15 protein-coding genes are annotated in these 16,151 nt (G+C 59.6%); 1 reads left to right on the top strand and 14 read right to left on the bottom strand.

Annotated features, from left to right (window positions below; translation table 11 throughout):
* Window positions 1-12 precede the first annotated feature (12 nt).
* The 11 genes from folC to leuC form a co-directional block, all read right to left on the bottom strand.
* Window positions 13-1,287, bottom strand: coding sequence for a bifunctional tetrahydrofolate synthase/dihydrofolate synthase (folC, locus tag IT895_RS08180; protein WP_199285241.1), 1,275 nt, complete (start codon window positions 1,285-1,287; stop codon window positions 13-15).
* Entirely contained in the window at window positions 1,280-2,302 is a 1,023-nt protein-coding gene (gene accD, locus IT895_RS08175) for an acetyl-CoA carboxylase, carboxyltransferase subunit beta (RefSeq protein WP_066315276.1), read from the bottom strand. Before accD ends, folC begins: the two co-directional genes overlap by 8 nt.
* A 99-nt stretch (window positions 2,303-2,401) precedes the next feature.
* The gene (trpA, locus tag IT895_RS08170) at window positions 2,402-3,205 is read right to left on the bottom strand and encodes a tryptophan synthase subunit alpha (RefSeq protein ID WP_199285240.1); all 804 of its coding nucleotides are present in this window, start codon (window positions 3,203-3,205) and stop codon (window positions 2,402-2,404) included.
* 71 nt (window positions 3,206-3,276) lie between these two features.
* Window positions 3,277-4,464, bottom strand: a complete 1,188-nt coding sequence (gene trpB, locus IT895_RS08165) for a tryptophan synthase subunit beta (RefSeq protein ID WP_199285239.1) — start codon at window positions 4,462-4,464, stop codon at window positions 3,277-3,279.
* Between the two features lie 157 nt (window positions 4,465-4,621).
* Window positions 4,622-5,245, bottom strand: coding sequence for a phosphoribosylanthranilate isomerase (locus tag IT895_RS08160; protein ID WP_199285439.1), 624 nt, complete (start codon window positions 5,243-5,245; stop codon window positions 4,622-4,624).
* A gap of 14 nt (window positions 5,246-5,259) precedes the next feature.
* Window positions 5,260-6,183, bottom strand: coding sequence for a tRNA pseudouridine(38-40) synthase TruA (gene truA, locus IT895_RS08155; RefSeq protein ID WP_199285238.1), 924 nt, complete (start codon window positions 6,181-6,183; stop codon window positions 5,260-5,262).
* Window positions 6,180-8,108 (bottom strand): FimV/HubP family polar landmark protein, encoded by a 1,929-nt coding sequence (locus IT895_RS08150; protein ID WP_199285237.1) that lies wholly within the window; start codon window positions 8,106-8,108, stop codon window positions 6,180-6,182. Before IT895_RS08150 ends, truA begins: the two co-directional genes overlap by 4 nt.
* 226 nt (window positions 8,109-8,334) lie before the next feature.
* A complete protein-coding gene (asd, locus tag IT895_RS08145) occupies window positions 8,335-9,447 on the bottom strand; it encodes an aspartate-semialdehyde dehydrogenase (RefSeq protein ID WP_199285236.1) in 1,113 nt (370 codons plus the stop codon).
* Between the two features lie 82 nt (window positions 9,448-9,529).
* Window positions 9,530-10,609 (bottom strand): 3-isopropylmalate dehydrogenase, encoded by a 1,080-nt coding sequence (gene leuB, locus IT895_RS08140; protein ID WP_199285235.1) that lies wholly within the window; start codon window positions 10,607-10,609, stop codon window positions 9,530-9,532.
* Between the two features lie 32 nt (window positions 10,610-10,641).
* A complete protein-coding gene (gene leuD / locus IT895_RS08135) occupies window positions 10,642-11,289 on the bottom strand; it encodes a 3-isopropylmalate dehydratase small subunit (protein ID WP_199285234.1) in 648 nt (215 codons plus the stop codon).
* 3 nt (window positions 11,290-11,292) lie between these two features.
* Window positions 11,293-12,744: a 3-isopropylmalate dehydratase large subunit gene (leuC, locus tag IT895_RS08130; protein WP_085919311.1), complete on the bottom strand. Its 1,452-nt coding sequence runs from the start codon at window positions 12,742-12,744 to the stop codon at window positions 11,293-11,295.
* A gap of 172 nt (window positions 12,745-12,916) precedes the next feature.
* On the opposite strand from leuC, the gene IT895_RS08125 reads away from it, so the two are divergent.
* Window positions 12,917-13,795: a LysR family transcriptional regulator gene (locus IT895_RS08125; RefSeq protein ID WP_199285233.1), complete on the top strand. Its 879-nt coding sequence runs from the start codon at window positions 12,917-12,919 to the stop codon at window positions 13,793-13,795.
* Window positions 13,796-13,878: 83 nt separating this feature from the next.
* Here IT895_RS08125 and IT895_RS08120 read toward each other — a convergent pair whose 3' ends face one another.
* The 3 genes from IT895_RS08120 to IT895_RS08110 all read right to left on the bottom strand — a co-directional run bounded on the left by IT895_RS08120 (window position 13,879) and on the right by IT895_RS08110 (window position 16,113).
* Window positions 13,879-14,379: a hypothetical protein gene (locus tag IT895_RS08120; protein ID WP_199285232.1), complete on the bottom strand. Its 501-nt coding sequence runs from the start codon at window positions 14,377-14,379 to the stop codon at window positions 13,879-13,881.
* A gap of 111 nt (window positions 14,380-14,490) precedes the next feature.
* The gene (gene cysE / locus IT895_RS08115) at window positions 14,491-15,285 is read right to left on the bottom strand and encodes a serine O-acetyltransferase (RefSeq protein WP_199285231.1); all 795 of its coding nucleotides are present in this window, start codon (window positions 15,283-15,285) and stop codon (window positions 14,491-14,493) included.
* A gap of 201 nt (window positions 15,286-15,486) precedes the next feature.
* A complete protein-coding gene (locus IT895_RS08110; RefSeq protein ID WP_233337400.1) occupies window positions 15,487-16,113 on the bottom strand; it encodes an HD domain-containing protein in 627 nt (208 codons plus the stop codon).
* Between the last annotated feature and the right edge of the window lie 38 nt (window positions 16,114-16,151).

The following is a 16,151-nucleotide window of genomic DNA, read 5'->3' as shown; positions in this document are numbered from 1 at the left end:
CATCAAGCGATGCTACGCCTGTGGCAATGGCTGCGCCGATAGCGCCGCCACCGTGAAAAAAGAGCCAGTCGCCAGCACGCGATCAGCCGGGCTAAGCCGCGTCGCCAGCCATTCCACTCCCGCCATCGGGGATGCCGCGCAATGATGCACGCGTCCGCCCCGGGCTGCAATCCGCTCGGCGAGTTCCGTGGCTTCACGGCCACGCTCACCGTCAAGGCTCACGCAAACCCAGTCATCGATACGTGATGATAGCGCGGCGATCACGCCATCGGCATCTTTATCACTTAACATCCCGATGAGCCCCCATTGTGTTGCGCCTGGCGCAACAGGGGGCAGGTGGCGCGCCAGATAATCCGCTGCGTGGGGATTATGGCCCACATCAAGGCACCATTGACCGCGCCACTGCATTCGCCCGGGCACCACCAGATGGGCCAGGGCCGTCTGGGTAGGATATGCCTTTAGCACAGTGCCAGACAGCACCAACGCTTGCAGTGCCGTCGCGGCGTTATCCATGGGTAGGCCTGGGTCGGGCAAGGCTTCCAGCGTCAGCACATCGCCTGCGGCAGTGTGGCCTTGCCAGCGCCAGCAGGCCGACGCTGGGTCAGCTGTATGCTCGAAGTGACGTCCGAGTTGATAAACGGGGGCTGACAGGGCGTCGGCGATGTCCGCCACACTCTCTGGGAGATCGCGACTGCCTAAGACGGCAGGTCGTTGCGAACGGAAGATACCGGCTTTCTCGCGCCCTATCTGGGCAATATCGGTGCCTAGAAATCCGGCGTGGTCCTGGGCAATGGTCGTGACGATCGCCACATCGGCATCGACAATATTGACGGCATCCAGGCGCCCACCAAGCCCTACTTCAAGTACGGCCAGATCAAGCGGCTGCTGGCAAAGGCACCAGAGGGCACACAGCGTCCCGGCTTCGAAGTAAGTCAGACTAACCGCCGGTGCGACTAGCCTTGCCTGCTCGACGGCTTCAAAGCCCGCGACCAGCTGTTCGTCGCTCGCCATGCCGCCATCAAGCTGAACGCGCTCGTTGTAGCGCAGCAGGTGGGGAGACGTATAGGTCCCCACTCGCAGACCATGAGCGCGCGCCACGCTATCGATGATTGCCAGGGTCGAGCCCTTGCCGTTAGTGCCCGCCACGCTGATGACCCGCTTGGCAATGGGGCGTTGCAACAGGCCCATTCGGTCAGCCACCTGACTGACCCGATCCAGCCCCAGTTCGATCCCCACCGGGTGGAGGGTTTCCAGATGGTCAAGCCACTGCGCCAGCGTTTTAGGCATTGCGTGAGGAATCGTCGCGCTTGGCAGTGTCCGATTGGCTATTACCGTTAATCGCCTCGATCCACTCGGGGTCTTCCGCCTGCTCGGCCACCTGAGGCTCGTCGACCACCGGCTCAAACACCATGGGCTCTTCTTCGGGCTCAGGATCACTACCGGCCAGCGGCTGGTGGGTCAGCTTGCGAAGGACGCCACCAACGCGCTCGCGCATATCGTGGCGATGCACGATCATGTCTACCGTGCCGTGCTCAAGCAGGAACTCGCTGCGCTGGAAGCCTTCCGGGAGGGTTTCGCGCACGGTTTGCTCAATGACGCGCGGACCGGCAAAACCGATCAGCGCATTGGGTTCGGCAATATTCAGGTCACCAAGCATCGCCAGGGATGCAGAGACGCCCCCAAAGACCGGATCGGTCAGTACCGAGATATACGGAATGCCTTCCTGCTTGAGCTTTTCAAGCGCTGCCGAGGTTTTCGCCATCTGCATCAGCGAGAATAGCGCTTCCTGCATGCGCGCCCCGCCGGAAGCCGCAAAGCAAATCAACGGTACGCGAGATTCAAGTGCCAGCGTAGCGGCGCGCACGAACTTCTCGCCAACCACCGCGCCCATGGAGCCGCCCATAAAGGTAAACTCGAACGCCACGGCCACCACGGGCAAGCCATTCAGCTCACCACGCATGGCAACCAGCGCGTCTTTTTCGGCGGTTTCTTTTTGCGCTGCGGTCAAGCGGTCCTTGTATTTCTTGGAATCGCGGAACTTGAGGCGATCGACCGGCTCAATCTCGGCCGCAATCTCTTCGCGTCCCGTCTTGTCCAGGAACCAATCCAGCCGCTTGCGCGCCGTTAACCGCAGGTGGTGGTTGCACTTCGGGCAAACACTTTGATGCTTCTCTAACTCAGGAAGATAGAGAACGGCTTCGCACTTGGGGCATTTACGCCAGAGACCATCGGGAACGCTAGCGCGACGGTCCTTACGCTGGATACGCCCCATGGAGGGCACAATCTTATCTAACCAGCTCATATCAAAAAGACTTCCGTTGTACGTCAACGCTTGGCAGGACCAAGCTTGATGAATGGGGTCAAACTAATGTTCAGTTAGTGTAGACGATGAAATAACTTATCAGGCATCCATGGCCGAACGCATCTCGCCAAGCACCTGCTTTAACTGGGCGGCAATGGTATCCGGCGCATCGACACTCTCGGCGATGCGGTTGACCAAGGCGCTCCCCACAATCACACCGTCAGCCACCTTGGCGACTTCCGCGGCGGTTGCACCGTCACGAATACCGAAACCCACACACAGCGGCAGGTCGGTCATGCCGCGTAACGGCGTCAGGTGCTCTGCCACGTCGTCGGCATTGAGTGTCGCGGCACCGGTCACCCCCTTGAGTGACACATAGTACAGGTACCCTTCGCCGTGGGCGCATATTGTAGCGGCCCGGGCGTGGGAAGTGGTAGGTGCAACGAGAAAAATCGCCGCCAGGTCGCGCGCTTTCAGAAGCGGGCCAAACACGTCCGCTTCTTCCGGGGGCATATCCACGGTCAATACACCATCTACCCCGACCTCGGCTGCCTTATCGGCAAAGGTGTCGTAACCGATGCGCTCAATGGGGTTGAGATAGCCCATCAACACCACAGGCGTAGTGGTATCGGTCTCGCGGAACTCGGCGACCATGTCGAGCAGGTCGACCAGCCGGGTGCCCTGCTTGAGCGCGCGCTCGCAGGCCTTCTGGATGACTGGGCCGTCTGCCATGGGATCTGAGAAGGGTACGCCCAACTCGATGATATCCGCACCGGCTTCCACCAGGGCATGCATAAAGCCAACGGTGTACCGAGGTGCGGGGTCTCCGGCGGTAATGAAGGGAATCAGGGCCTTGCGGCCCTGCTGTTTTAGTTCACTGAAACGCTGATCAATACGGTTCATGCTTGCCCTTAGAAACTTATGACCTTAGATACTTGTGACCTTAGAACTTGTGACCCTGGAAGCTGCTGGCCCTAAATGTCGATTCCGTCAATCTTGGCCACTGTCATAATGTCTTTGTCACCACGGCCCGACAGGTTAATCACGATATGCTGATCAGGGCGCATGGTGGGCGCCAGTACCTTGGCGTAAGCCAGCGCGTGGGCCGTTTCGAGGGCAGGCATGATGCCTTCCATGTGCGTGAGTTCGCGAAACGCCTCAAGCACGTCATTGTCGTTGGCGGCCACGTAATTTACCCGACCGACGTCTTTCCAGAGGGCATGTTCGGGGCCCACGCCCGGATAATCCAGTCCGGCAGAAATCGAGTGGGTATCCGACACCTGCCCTGCCTCATCCGACATCAGGTAGGTACGGTTACCGTGCAGCACACCGCGCGGTGCGTTGGAAGACAGCGGCGCCGCGTGACGCCCCGTTTCCACCCCGTCACCACCGGCTTCAACGCCATACATGGCCACATCGTCGTCTTCCACGAAGGGATAGAACAGGCCAATGGCGTTGGAGCCACCGCCCACGCAGGCAACCAGCGCATCAGGCAGGCGGCCAATCTGCTCAAGTGACTGGCGGCGTGCCTCACGCCCCACCACGGCGTTGAAATCACGCACCAGTTGGGGATACGGGTGCGGCCCTGCCACGGTACCGATAATATAAAAGGTGTTATCGACGTTGGTGACCCAGTCGCGCAGCGCTTCGTTCATGGCGTCTTTCAGGGTACGGGTACCCGACTCGACCGGAATCACCCGAGCACCCAGCAAACGCATGCGATAGACGTTCAGTTTCTGGCGCTCGACATCTGCAGCCCCCATGTAAACATCGCACTCAAGCCCCAGACGCGCCGCCACCGTGGCGGTTGCCACGCCGTGCTGGCCCGCACCGGTTTCGGCAATGACACGGGGTTTGCCGGTCTTTTTGGCGAGCAGCGCCTGACCAATGGTGTTATTCACCTTGTGAGCGCCGGTGTGATTAAGGTCTTCGCGCTTGAGCCAGATTTGCGCCCCACCGAGGGCCTGTGACCACCGTTCAGCGTGATACAACGGCGATGGCCGCCCCACGAAGTGGGCAAGATCACGGTCAAACTCAGCCTGAAAGTCGGGGTCGTCACGCAGACTCAAGTAGGTCTGCTCCAACTCCTCCAGGGCAAAGCTCAGGGTTTCCGACACGAACCGGCCGCCGTAGGGGCCAAAATGGCCACGGGCATCCGGCATTTGAGTCAACTCACTGAAACGTGTCTTTGAAACGCTTTCAGAAGCACCAGTTGCTAAGACTGTCACAGGGATACCTCACAAGATCGCCAGAACAGGCAAACAATAAATGAATTCACTTTAAAACGCAGCCCGGGAAAAACCGGGCGGACCCAGGAACTTAACGGGCGTCAGCCAACGCCACTTGACGGACAAAAGACGCCATCCTGGAAGCATCTTTACAGCCGCGCGAGGCTTCGATGCCGCCGGAAACATCCACCGCGTAAGGCCTCACCTGGTGGACGGCCTGCGAGACATTTTCCGGCGTCAATCCCCCTGCGAGGATAACAGGTTTTGCCAGCGTTGCGGGGATTCTCGACCAATCAAACGACTCACCGGTGCCGCCGGGCGTACCAGGTCGGTAAGCGTCAAGCAACAAGGCTTGTGACCGGGCATAACGCTCTGCTTCAAAGGCTAGATCGATCGTGTCGCGCATGCGCAGCGCCTTGATCCAGGGGCGGTCAAAGCCGGCACAGAATTCGGGCGTTTCATCACCATGAAATTGCAGCAGGTCCAGGTGCGGCAGACATGCCTCGACCCACTCGGCAGACGGGTCGACAAATAGCCCCACACGGCTGACAAACGCCGGGACCTTCGCTGCCAGCCCTGCCAACTGCTCAATATCGACGCTGCGCGAACTCTTCGGCCACATCACAAAGCCCAGGGCATCCACGCCTAGCGCCACCGCCGTATCGATATCGGCCTGGCGGGTAAAGCCGCAGAACTTGATGCGTGTGCGTTGCATGGACTCAGTATTAATCACGGTGTCTCCTGGGGCTTCTTGGCAAAGGTCAGCTTTCGCCGTGCCGCCACGCGCGGGGTCTCGGGGAGTTCGCGCTCGCCGGTCCATTCGCCGGAAAAGGCCAGCAGGTTTGGCCCCAGCGGCTCTTTGGGCAACGCAAACCGCTCGTCATAGATCGAGTCGACAAAGTGCAGCCCACAGGCCGGCGCGGTGACATCGCCCATCTTGCGGTTCTTGAGCGCCAGAAGCCGTTCGATATAGTCCTCGTCCTGGGCGCCGCGACCCACGCTTGCCAGGGCACCGGCAATGTTGCGAATCATGTGGTGCAGGAAGGCATTGCCCTGGATATCGATCATGACCAGCGGGCCAAACCGTTTGACGTCGATAAAGTGCATTTGTCGCCACGGCGTTTTCGACTGACAGCCCGCCGCGCGGAAACTCGAGAAATCATGCTCCCCCACCAGCGCCTGCGCGGCTCTGTGCATGGCGTCGGCATCCAGGGGATCGCGGCACCAGGTGACGTTGTGTCGTTCCAGTACCGGGCGACTTATCTGATTCAGCAACAGGTAACGGTAACGGCGCCCCAGCGCACCCAGCCGCGAGTGAAAATCGTCGGATACCGGCTTGACCCAGCGAACCGACACATCACGCGGCAGGTAGGTATTCGCACCAAACACCCAGGCCTTTTCCGAGCGCTGGGCAGGTGGGTCCAGGTGGATGATCTGACGGGTGGCATGCACGCCTGAGTCGGTGCGCCCGCTGGCATGGATCTGCACCGGCGCACCGGCCACTTTGCTCAGCGCATCTTCCACCGATGCCTGCACCGAGGCGGCGTGCTTGAGTCGCTGAAAACCGCAAAAGCGCGTGCCATCGTATTCGATGCCCATCGCCAGGCGGCCGGTTAACGGTTGTGTCTCATCAAAATGGTAAAACAGCGTCATCGCCTCTTATCAACATTGCCGGGGGAGGAAGGCGCGCTATTATCGCGAGGAGTGGGCGCAAATGCCACCTCTTCAATCTCCCACTCCTGCTCTTGCTCTTGCGCTGGCTCCCGAGTAGCGGCAGACGCAGGCGCCGTCGATGGCGCCGCTGGCTTGCCTTCAAAATCCACGGTGGGCTGCATGGGCGTTTCTTCCCGGGCCGCGCTTTCCGAAGCCAGCGTAGGCGGCTCATAATCGATAATCCATGCCCCCTCATCGTCCGGGACCGTTGTCGACTGGCTGGGTTCAGACATCGGCTCGTTGTCCACCTTGCTGGCACCCATTGACGAAAGCATGGCCGACACAGCCTCAGGATCGGCGGGGGGCGCCAGCCATAACGATGGCTTATGCCCGCCAGAGGTGACCTTTAACGCCAAACGCCGCTCGCCCCCCATCTCGATCAGCCCGGCCGCCTGGGTACGGGCCATGGCCGAGCGATCAAAGGGTGTCTCGTCCTTGGTATATTCCCCGTCGGTAGGGTTGGTTGGCGCCTGGCTCGCCGCCTCGCTTGCCGCGGGTGGATCCATCGCTTCTGGCGTCACCGCTGGTGCATCGTCATAAGATGCTGCCGGTGCTACCGAGGGAGACACGCGAGGCTTGCCAGCGGTCGATGGTGCAGGCTGTTGGGGGGCCTTTGCGCCCGCCGTCGCCATGGTCGGCGGCGCTTCCCACTGCTGGCGACGGCGACGCATCGCCACCCACAATACCACCAGTAGAACCAGCGCGAGCAGCAGCAGCCACCTCTGATAGTCGCTGACGCGTTCCATGAAAGACGGCCGTTCGGTTCCCGGCGACGACGGCGTGGGCACCGCTTGCTGCGCTGCCAGGGTTTGATTCAGCCGATCCACCTCGTCGCGAAGCGCTGAGATTTCCTCGCGCATATCCTCAAGCGCCTGCTGGAACCGCGGGCTGGGCTCAGCTTCACCGGAAGGCGCCGGTGATGACGAGGCGGACGGTGATGTCGCATTCGTCGCCGCATTGGCTAGCACTCGCGCCGTACTGAGGGCAGTCGCCTCGACGGAGGGGGCTTGCTGCGAGGCTGCCTGAACCTCTTGCGCAGGCTCGCTTGCGGCTGGACCGGCGTCAGCGGTCGTGGCGTTATCTGCATCGACCTCGGGCATCGCCACCGGCGCCGGGCCATTTTCGTCGCGGCGCTGCCAGGCCGCGTTCATTGCCCGGATGGTTTCGGCGGCCTGATCCGCCGAACGCGCCATCACCCGCGAATCATCGGGCAACGTCAGCCGCTGGGCGGCACGCATTTCGTGGATATTACCCGAGGGAAAGGCGCTGGGGTTAGCTTCAAGCAATGCCAGCATCATCTGCTGGACGCTGGCCTGTGCGGGCTTGGTGCGCGCCGCAACGCTCCATAGCGTATCGCCGCTGCGTACGTACGCGTCGCCCTGGGCGGCCTCAGGGTTTTGTGGCGCGGCGGGGGCATTGTTCTCGGCGGCAGGTTGAGGGGCTACTGATGCCGCCGGTTGATCGACAGCGCTGTAGTCAGGAGGATCAAACAGCAACGTAATGGCCTGGGACTGCCGGCCATCGGGGGATGCCACGGTCAACAGCAGGTCCAGCCAAGGCGACGTAATGGGCTGGTTACTGGTCAACATCACCACGGGCTGCCCCTGGCGCTCCTGAATGCTGGCCTGGACGCCCCCCGCCATCGGTGTCCACTCAACCCCCGCGTCGGCAAAGGCATCCTGACCGGCGACGCTGACCTCAATCGCTGACGTCGAATACGCGTCGCCATCCACAAGCGGCAGCATGGCCTGCAACGGGGCCTCTAACCGGGACTGAACCTGGGCAGGCCCCAACTCAAGCGCCCAGCCAATTGACCCCACCATGCTTAGCCAAAGCCCTACGGCCAACGCGCCTAGCTGTTTCATGGATGCCCCTGTTACCAATTTAACTTTTTTATATAACTCGCCACTTCATTGTGCGGCAGTTTCATGCTTTTTTACCACAGTGGCGTTTTTACCATAGTACCGTCTTTTTGGGACAAAATCCGCGCGCATAAAAAAACGGGAAGCGTTTGATTCGCTCCCCGTTTTCGTCCGCTTGGGATGCGGCTTTTTCATCCGCTTAGGATGCGTCTTTGGCCTCGGCGGAAACTTACTGCTCGCGCAGGATCATCAGCATCCGCTTGAGCGGTTCAGCCGCGCCCCAAAGCAGTTGGTCACCAACGCTGAAGGCCGAGAGGTACTCACCGCCCATTTGCAGCTTGCGCAGACGGCCAACCGGCACTTGCAGCGTGCCTGTCGCCGCCGCAGGCGTTAAGCCTTCGTTGGTGGCGTCTTTCTCGTTGGGAATCAGCTTGACCCACTCGTTGTGCTTGGCGATGCGGTCTTCGATCTCGTCCAGCGGCACGTCCTGCTTCAGCTTGATGGTGAACGCCTGGCTGTGCGAGCGCATGGCACCGATGCGTACGCAAAGGCCATCGATGGGGATCGGGTTGTTGTCGAGACCCAGAATCTTGTTGGTCTCAACGCTACCCTTCCACTCTTCGCGGCTTTGGCCGTTATCCAGTTTGCTGTCGATCCACGGCAACAGGCTACCGGCCAAGGGCGCACCGAAGTTCTCGGTGGGGAAGTTGCCGCTACGCATGGCCGCCGTCACTTTGCGATCGATATCCAGAATCGCGCTGGAGGTGTCTTTCAGTTCTTCGCCGACGCTATCGTGCAGCGTACCCATCTGGTTGAGCAGCTCGCGCATGTGCTTGGCACCCGAGCCAGACGCGGCCTGATAGGTCATGGACGTCATCCAATCGATCATATCGGCTTCAAACAGACCGCCAAGCCCCATCAGCATCAGGCTCACGGTGCAGTTGCCGCCGACGAAGGTCTTGGCGCCCTTGGCCAGCTGTGCGTCGATCACGCCACGGTTGACCGGGTCCAGCACGATGGTCGCTTCATCTTCCATGCGCAGCGTGCTGGCCGCATCGACCCAGTAGCCTTGCCAGCCTGCACTACGCAGATCCTTGTAAACCGGCTTGGTGTAGTCGCCGCCCTGACAGGTGACCACTACATCCAGCGCCTTGAGCGCCTCGATATCAAAGGCGTCTTTCAGCGGAGGAACGTCCACACCGATGTCGGGGCCGGGCTGGCCAACCTGGGAAGTGGTGAAGAACACCGGCTCGATGCCGTTGAAATCACCATCTTCCTGCATGCGCTGCATCAGCACCGAGCCGACCATGCCGCGCCATCCCACGAAACCGACTTTCAACATTATGAAGTCCTCCTGCAAAGAATGAGTACTTGCATTATACACGATTCTTAATGGTGGTTTTATAAGCGCGAAACCGAGGGTTTCACTGCTTGGCAAACGCCGCCAGCACCGCATCGCCCATGGCGTCGGTACCGATGGTCTGCATACCTTCGGAAGCGATATCCGCGGTGCGCAGGCCGTCATCCAGCACGCTGCCCACGGCGGCTTCGATACGCTCGGCCATGGCGTTTTCGCTCAGCGAGTAGCGCAGCATCATGGCCACAGAGAGCATCATTGCCAGCGGGTTGGCAATGTTTTTACCGGCAATGTCCGGTGCACTGCCGTGGCAGGGCTCGTACATGCCCTGCCCGCTTTCATTGAGCGAAGCAGAAGGCAACATACCAATGGACCCCGTTAGCATGGCAGCAGCGTCGGAGAGAATATCGCCGAACATGTTGCCGGTCACCACCACGTCAAACTGCTTGGGCGCACGCACCAGCTGCATGGCGGCGTTATCCACGTACATGTGCGACAGCTCAACGTCCGGGTACTCCGGTGCCAGCCGCTCCATGACCTCACGCCACAGAATCGTCACTTCCAGCACGTTGGCTTTATCCACCGAGCAAAGCTTCTTGCCACGCTTCTGGGCCATTTCAAAGGCCACGCGACCGATACGCTCGATCTCGCTTTCGGAATATACGTAGGTATTAAAGCCTACCCGCTCGCCGTTGCGCTCTTCGATGCCGCGGGGCTGGCCGAAGTAGATGCCGCCGGTCAGCTCGCGGACAATCATGATATCAAGCCCAGCCACCAGTTCAGGTTTCAGGCTCGAGGCGCTGGCAAGCTGGGGGTACAGCATGGCCGGGCGCAGATTGCCGAACAGCCCCAGGTTTTTGCGCAGACCCAGCAGGCCTTTTTCGGGCCGCTTGGATAGATCTTCGATCTTGTCCCACTTGGGGCCACCCACTGCTCCAAGCAGGATGGCGCTTGCGGCCTTGGCTTTATCCAGCGTCTGCTCAGGCAATGGATCGCCGTGGGCATCGTAGGCGGCGCCGCCAACCAGCGCTTCATCTACCTCGATATCCAGCCCGGCGTCCTGGCAGGCTTTCAGCAGGCGCGATGCCTGGGCAGCAATTTCAGGGCCGATACCGTCACCCGGCAGTAATAGAACCTTATGTGTCATGCAACGTCCTTAGCATTTATTGAAGCGGTGACTTACGCAGGTTGGCGGAACAACCAAGGCCGTTCCTGGCGGTGGCTTTCCTCAAAGCGTCGAATGGCGTCTTCGTCTTTCAAGGTCAGTCCAATATCATCCAGGCCTTCCAGCAGGCAGTGCTTGCGGAACTCATCGACCTCGAACTCAAGAATTTCGCCGCGATGGGTAATCACGCGCTGATTCTCCAGGTCCACGTCCATGCGGTAGCCTTCTTTCGCTTCCACTTCATCGAACAGGCGATCGATCGTGTCTTCGTCGAGCGTGATGAGCAGGATGCCGTTTTTGAAGGCGTTATTATAGAAAATATCGGCGAAGCTGGGCGCCACCACCACCTTGAAGCCAAAGTCTTCCAGCGCCCAGGGGGCATGCTCGCGGGAGCTGCCGCAACCGAAATTACGCCGCGTCAGCAGTATTTCGGCCCCCTGGTAACGTGGCTTGTTCAACACGAAATCGGGATTCAGCGGCCGCTGCGAGCAATCCTGCCCTGGCTCGCCTTCATCCAGGTAGCGTAGCTCGTCAAACAGATTGACCCCGAAACCGGTCCGCTTGATCGACTTCAAAAACTGCTTCGGGATGATCAGATCGGTGTCCACGTTGGCGCGATCAAGAGGCGCAACGACGCCTTCAAAACGTTCAAACTTTTTCATGACTTAGGCCTCCTGAGCGTGGGTTGCATCGTTCGCGGGCAATGTGCGCACATCGACAAAGTGGCCGGCAATCGCCGCCGCTGCTGCCATGGCGGGGCTCACCAGGTGAGTGCGACCGCCGTAGCCCTGGCGCCCTTCAAAGTTGCGGTTGGAGGTCGAGGCACAGTGCTCGCCCGCCCCCAGTTTGTCGGCGTTCATCGCCAGGCACATCGAGCAGCCCGGCTCGCGCCATTCAAAGCCCGCCTCGATGAAGATCTTGTCCAGACCTTCCTCTTCCGCCTGGCGCTTCACCAAGCCGGAACCGGGCACCACCATGGCAAGCTTGATGGAGTCGGCGATTTTATTGCCCTTCGCCACCTTGGCGGCTTCGCGCAGATCTTCAATGCGCGCATTGGTGCAGGAGCCGATGAAAATCTTGTCCAGCTTGATATCGGTAATTTTCTGGTTGGCCTGCAGGCCCATGTACTCAAGCGCACGGGTGTGGCTGCGCTGCACGGTTTCATCCGGCGCGGCGTTGGGGTCGGGCACCTGGCCAGAAATACCGGTGACCATTTCAGGGCTGGTGCCCCAGCTCACCTGGGGTTCGATGTCTTCGGCTTTCAGGGTCACCACGTTGTCGAAGACGGCATCCGGGTCGGAAACCAGGTTGCGCCAGTCTGCCACGGCGGCTTCCCACTGCTCGCCGGTCGGCGAGTAGGGGCGGTTGCCGATGTAGTCAATCGTGGTGTCGTCCACGGCAATCATGCCGACTCGCGCACCCGCCTCAATGGCCATGTTGCACACGGTCATGCGGCCTTCCATGGACAGCGACTCGATGGCGCTACCGGCAAACTCGATGGCATAGCCGGTACCGCCCGCCGTGCCAATCTTGCCGATAATCGCCAGCACCACGTCTTTCGCGGTCACGCCCAGGCCCAGCTCGCCTTCAACCCGCACCTGCATATTCTTCATCTTCTGGGTCAGCAGGCACTGGGTCGCCAGTACGTGCTCGACTTCCGAGGTGCCGATGCCGTGGGCCAGCGCACCAAAAGCACCATGGGTGGCGGTGTGGGAATCGCCGCAGACGACGGTCATGCCTGGCAGGGTTGCGCCCTGCTCCGGCCCGACCACATGGACGATGCCCTGGCGCGGGTCGTTGATGCCGAACTCGGTGATGCCGTATTCGACACAGTTATCGTCGAGGGTTTGAACCTGGATCAACGACACCGGGTCTTTGATACCGCTGTTACCCTGAGAACGCTCGATCAGCGTAGTCGGCACGTTATGGTCAGTGGTCGCAAGGTTGGTATCCAGGCGCCATGGCTTGCGGTTCGCCAAACGCAGTCCTTCAAAGGCCTGGGGCGAGGTCACTTCGTGGAGCATATGGCGGTCGATATAGATCAACGCGGTGCCGTCATCGCGCTGCTTGACCAGATGCTGATTCCACAATTTGTCGTAAAGCGTTTGACCTGACATGTGCTTCTCCCGGGCTAGGCCCTGCTAGTTCATAGCGGCAGCTTTTTGGCGCTGCTTTTTTAACGTGTGGTAGGAGTGTCACGCGGCTCGAAGATAAAAGCAATTCATGTTATTCATAGTTTAGATTCCAAACTGGAATACATGACACTTTGCCAAGTGGATACACGACGCGATGGACACCCAAAGCCTTCAAGCCTTTTTGGCCGTAGCCGACACACAAAGTTTCTCCCGGGCGGCTGAACATCTTCACCTGACCCAACCGGCGGTGAGCAAACGCATTGCCACCCTGGAATCTCAGGTAGACGCACGGCTATTTGACCGCATTGGCCGACGCATCGCGTTAACCGAGGCGGGTAGCGTGCTTCTCCCCCAGGCCAGGCAAATTCTGTTCACGGTAGAAGACAGCCGCCGGGCGCTCGCCAACCTGTCCGGCCAGGTGGGTGGGCCGCTGACGCTCGCGACCAGCCATCATATTGGCCTGCACCGTTTGCCGCCGGTATTAAAGCAGTATACCCAGCGCCACCCGGCGGTGGCGCTGGACCTGCACTTTCTTGATTCGGAATTTGCCTATCAGGGCGTGCGCGATGGCTCGCTGGAAATGGGCGTGGTCACCCTGGCGCCCCACCCCGTGGAGCAACTGCATGTCGTGGAGCTCTGGCGTGACCGGCTGTGCTTTGTTTGCGCGACCGACCACCCGCTCGCCGCCCAGCAACGCGTGCTGTCACTCGCCGACCTGTGCCAACACAACTGCGTGATGCCAGGGGCCAGAACCTTTACCGGCTCGCTGATCGCCCAACGGTTTGAACAAGCGGGGCTTGAACTGCCGGTGAGCATGGCGACCAACTACCTGGAAACGCTCAAGATGATGTGCAGCGTCGGGCTCGGCTGGAGCCTGCTGCCCGAAAAGATGATCGACCACGATCTGGTGGAGCTCAGGGTTGCCACCGCCCCGCTCCACCGCCCGCTGGGTTATCTGGTTCACAACAACCGCACGCTCTCCAACGCCGCGCGCATGATGATCGAGGCACTGGAAGAAAGCAGAAGCGAATAATTGACGTCAAGGCGCATCCACGCGGCAATGCCAGGCCTGGGTGCCAGGGAAAAGGGTTGGCGCGCCAACCCATCAGCTCACGCCTAATCGCCGAAATAGGCCTGGTAGTTCACTTTCAGCAACGAACTGTCCTGCCCCATCGACATCAAAAAAATCCTCACCTTGCGGTTACCCTCGACCCAGGTCACGCTGGCTTTTTGCATGATACCTGCCTGGGTGGTTTCGGCATCCGCTTCTTCCCCATATTGCTCGCGCAGGTCGTTCGTCAGCGCCTCCACCAGCCCCAGATTGGTCTCGAAATCTCGCGCGTCGTCCAGCTTGAAGGTGACCTGGGTAAGTTGGCCGTTCATGAAGTAAAACTGCTGAGTGAATATCTCGCCGGCTAGCGCCACATCATCCTTGCGCACTTCTTCTATCGCCGTGGTGGCAAGGCGACCACCATCCTCTACCCGGTAGGCCCCATCCACCGCGTGCAACACCTCCTTTACCGTCATCCCGGCGTCGGTCGGCCCCCAAAGCTGCCCTGCAAAGGCAAGGTTGGGCAACAGTAGCAAGAGCATGATGCCCGTGATTAATGTACGCATTAGTAATCCTCCATGAGTTTTGTTGTTGGTATTCTGACTAAACGCCTTTGCAGGCCCCATCGATTGACTGGGTAACAGGGAAGCGCCTCAGGCATCTTCCCGGCGGCAGGGTCAGCTATTGCCTGCTTGTTCACAGCGCTGATCCATGCAAATAGCCGGGTGCTCGTTGCCTGGCTTACCGACGACTCGCGCCGGGACGCCGACGACGGTTGTACGCGGCGGCACATCCTGAAGCACCACGCTGCCTGCTCCAACCTTGGAGCCAGCGCCTATGCGGATATTGCCAAGCACTTTGACCCCCGCCGACAGCAGGACGCCACTCTCAACCTTGGGATGCCGATCCCCTTCTTCTTTCCCCGTGCCACCTAGCGTTACGCCCTGAAGCATGGACACGTTGTCGCCAACCACCGCCGTCTCACCGATGACGACGCCATTGCCATGGTCGATGAATATGCCATCACCCAGAACGGCAGCAGGATTGATATCCACAGCAAACACCTCGGAGACCCTGCTTTGCAGATAGAGCGCCAGAGACCGCCGCCCTTTCGTCCAGAACCAGTGGGACACCCGATACGCCTGCAAGGAGTGAAACCCCTTGTGATTCAGAAAAGGATTCGCCAGGCCATGCGCCGCCGGGTCACGGTCAGCGGCCGCCGCCAGGTCATTGCGGATCGCCTTCCTGATATCAGAGGAATCAGCGAAAGCTTGAGAAATCACCTCCCGGAGGCTCATGGCCGGGAGATCAGGGGAGGAAAGTTTGCCCGCAAGCAGGTAGGACAGCGAATCCTCCAGCTCGCAATGGTTGATCACCGTCGCATGCAGGTAGCTAGCCAGGATCGGCTCTGACCCTGCCAGAGCGCGCACCTCTTCACGCAATGTCTGCCAGGTAGCGTCTTCGATCTGCACGTGATTTAACCTCCTGATGCCTAAAACTGACGTATTTCGGATCCTTGATGGCCTGGCAAGGGCAGTAGCGTCGGCCAGCCTTCAAGTTCTTCCAATGTATCGAAGACGTATTCCTTCGCATGGCTAGGTGAGGCCGTCTTGAACGGCTCAACCTTCTGAAAGCAGGCGTGAATGCCTTGCCTTTCGAATACGTACTTCCCTTTATATTTCAGCGCCTAACTGAACCAGGTACTGTCTCATAAAGGCGGTTCTCCTTTCCGCCTCTTCCCTGGCTGATTGCGTGTTCATGGTTTCAGCAATTCTTAGTAGCTTTGTATAGAAGTGATCAACCGTATTAGCACGGTCATTGGGCACACGAACATCACAGAACGGGTCCTCCGGGTCATACAGCCCCACCCCTAAACGTGTGCTCACCTGAAGGCACCTTGCAATCCCGATAGCCCCAAGCGCATCCAGCCTATCGGCGTCTTGTACAATCTGTGCTTCTATCGTTTGAGGATATACATTCGCACTGAAACTATGCGCGACAATCGCATGCCCTATGTCGCTGTGATACTCAGGCGGATAATCGATGGCCGCCAGAAAATCCAACGCTTTTTCGGCGGCGATAAAAGAACTCCGCGCCCTGTCGGGGTAATTCTTGGGGAATGAAAAGCAATCATGTAAATACGCGGCCGGCAAAACCACTTCAAGTTTCGCCCCTTCTATTGCACATAACGATTTAGCGGTTTTAACGACTCTAAACACATGATTCAAATCATGCGCCAGGTCTTGCTCCATTTCAGCGTTAATGAAGCTGACGAACTGGTGTTCATAATGCTCTACCACGCAACATCCTTATTCGTCATGTACCGCTAATGCTTGCA

Origin of the sequence: Halomonas sp. A40-4 (genome assembly GCF_015767635.1) — a bacterium.
GTDB classification, from domain to species: Bacteria; Pseudomonadota; Gammaproteobacteria; order Pseudomonadales; family Halomonadaceae; genus Vreelandella; species Vreelandella janggokensis.
Note: the sequence above shows the minus strand (reverse complement) of the source record. Positions and strands in the feature narration are given on the sequence as shown.

Excerpts from the sequence above, each read along its gene's own strand:
- IT895_RS08120 (WP_199285232.1), bottom strand. The coding sequence starts at position 14,379 with ATGCGTACATTAATCACGGGCATCATGCTCTTGCTACTGTTGCCCAAC.
- leuD (WP_199285234.1), bottom strand. The coding sequence starts at position 11,289 with ATGAAAAAGTTTGAACGTTTTGAAGGCGTCGTTGCGCCTCTTGATCGC.
- folC (WP_199285241.1), bottom strand. The coding sequence starts at position 1,287 with ATGCCTAAAACGCTGGCGCAGTGGCTTGACCATCTGGAAACCCTCCAC.
- leuB (WP_199285235.1), bottom strand. The coding sequence starts at position 10,609 with ATGACACATAAGGTTCTATTACTGCCGGGTGACGGTATCGGCCCTGAA.
- accD (WP_066315276.1), bottom strand. The coding sequence starts at position 2,302 with ATGAGCTGGTTAGATAAGATTGTGCCCTCCATGGGGCGTATCCAGCGT.
- leuC (WP_085919311.1), bottom strand. The coding sequence starts at position 12,744 with ATGTCAGGTCAAACGCTTTACGACAAATTGTGGAATCAGCATCTGGTC.
- IT895_RS08150 (WP_199285237.1), bottom strand. The coding sequence starts at position 8,108 with ATGAAACAGCTAGGCGCGTTGGCCGTAGGGCTTTGGCTAAGCATGGTG.
- truA (WP_199285238.1), bottom strand. The coding sequence starts at position 6,183 with ATGACGCTGTTTTACCATTTTGATGAGACACAACCGTTAACCGGCCGC.
- trpA (WP_199285240.1), bottom strand. The coding sequence starts at position 3,205 with ATGAACCGTATTGATCAGCGTTTCAGTGAACTAAAACAGCAGGGCCGC.
- asd (WP_199285236.1), bottom strand. The coding sequence starts at position 9,447 with ATGTTGAAAGTCGGTTTCGTGGGATGGCGCGGCATGGTCGGCTCGGTG.
- IT895_RS08160 (WP_199285439.1), bottom strand. The coding sequence starts at position 5,245 with ATGCAACGCACACGCATCAAGTTCTGCGGCTTTACCCGCCAGGCCGAT.
- IT895_RS08125 (WP_199285233.1), top strand. The coding sequence starts at position 12,917 with ATGGACACCCAAAGCCTTCAAGCCTTTTTGGCCGTAGCCGACACACAA.
- trpB (WP_199285239.1), bottom strand. The coding sequence starts at position 4,464 with ATGCCGGATGCCCGTGGCCATTTTGGCCCCTACGGCGGCCGGTTCGTG.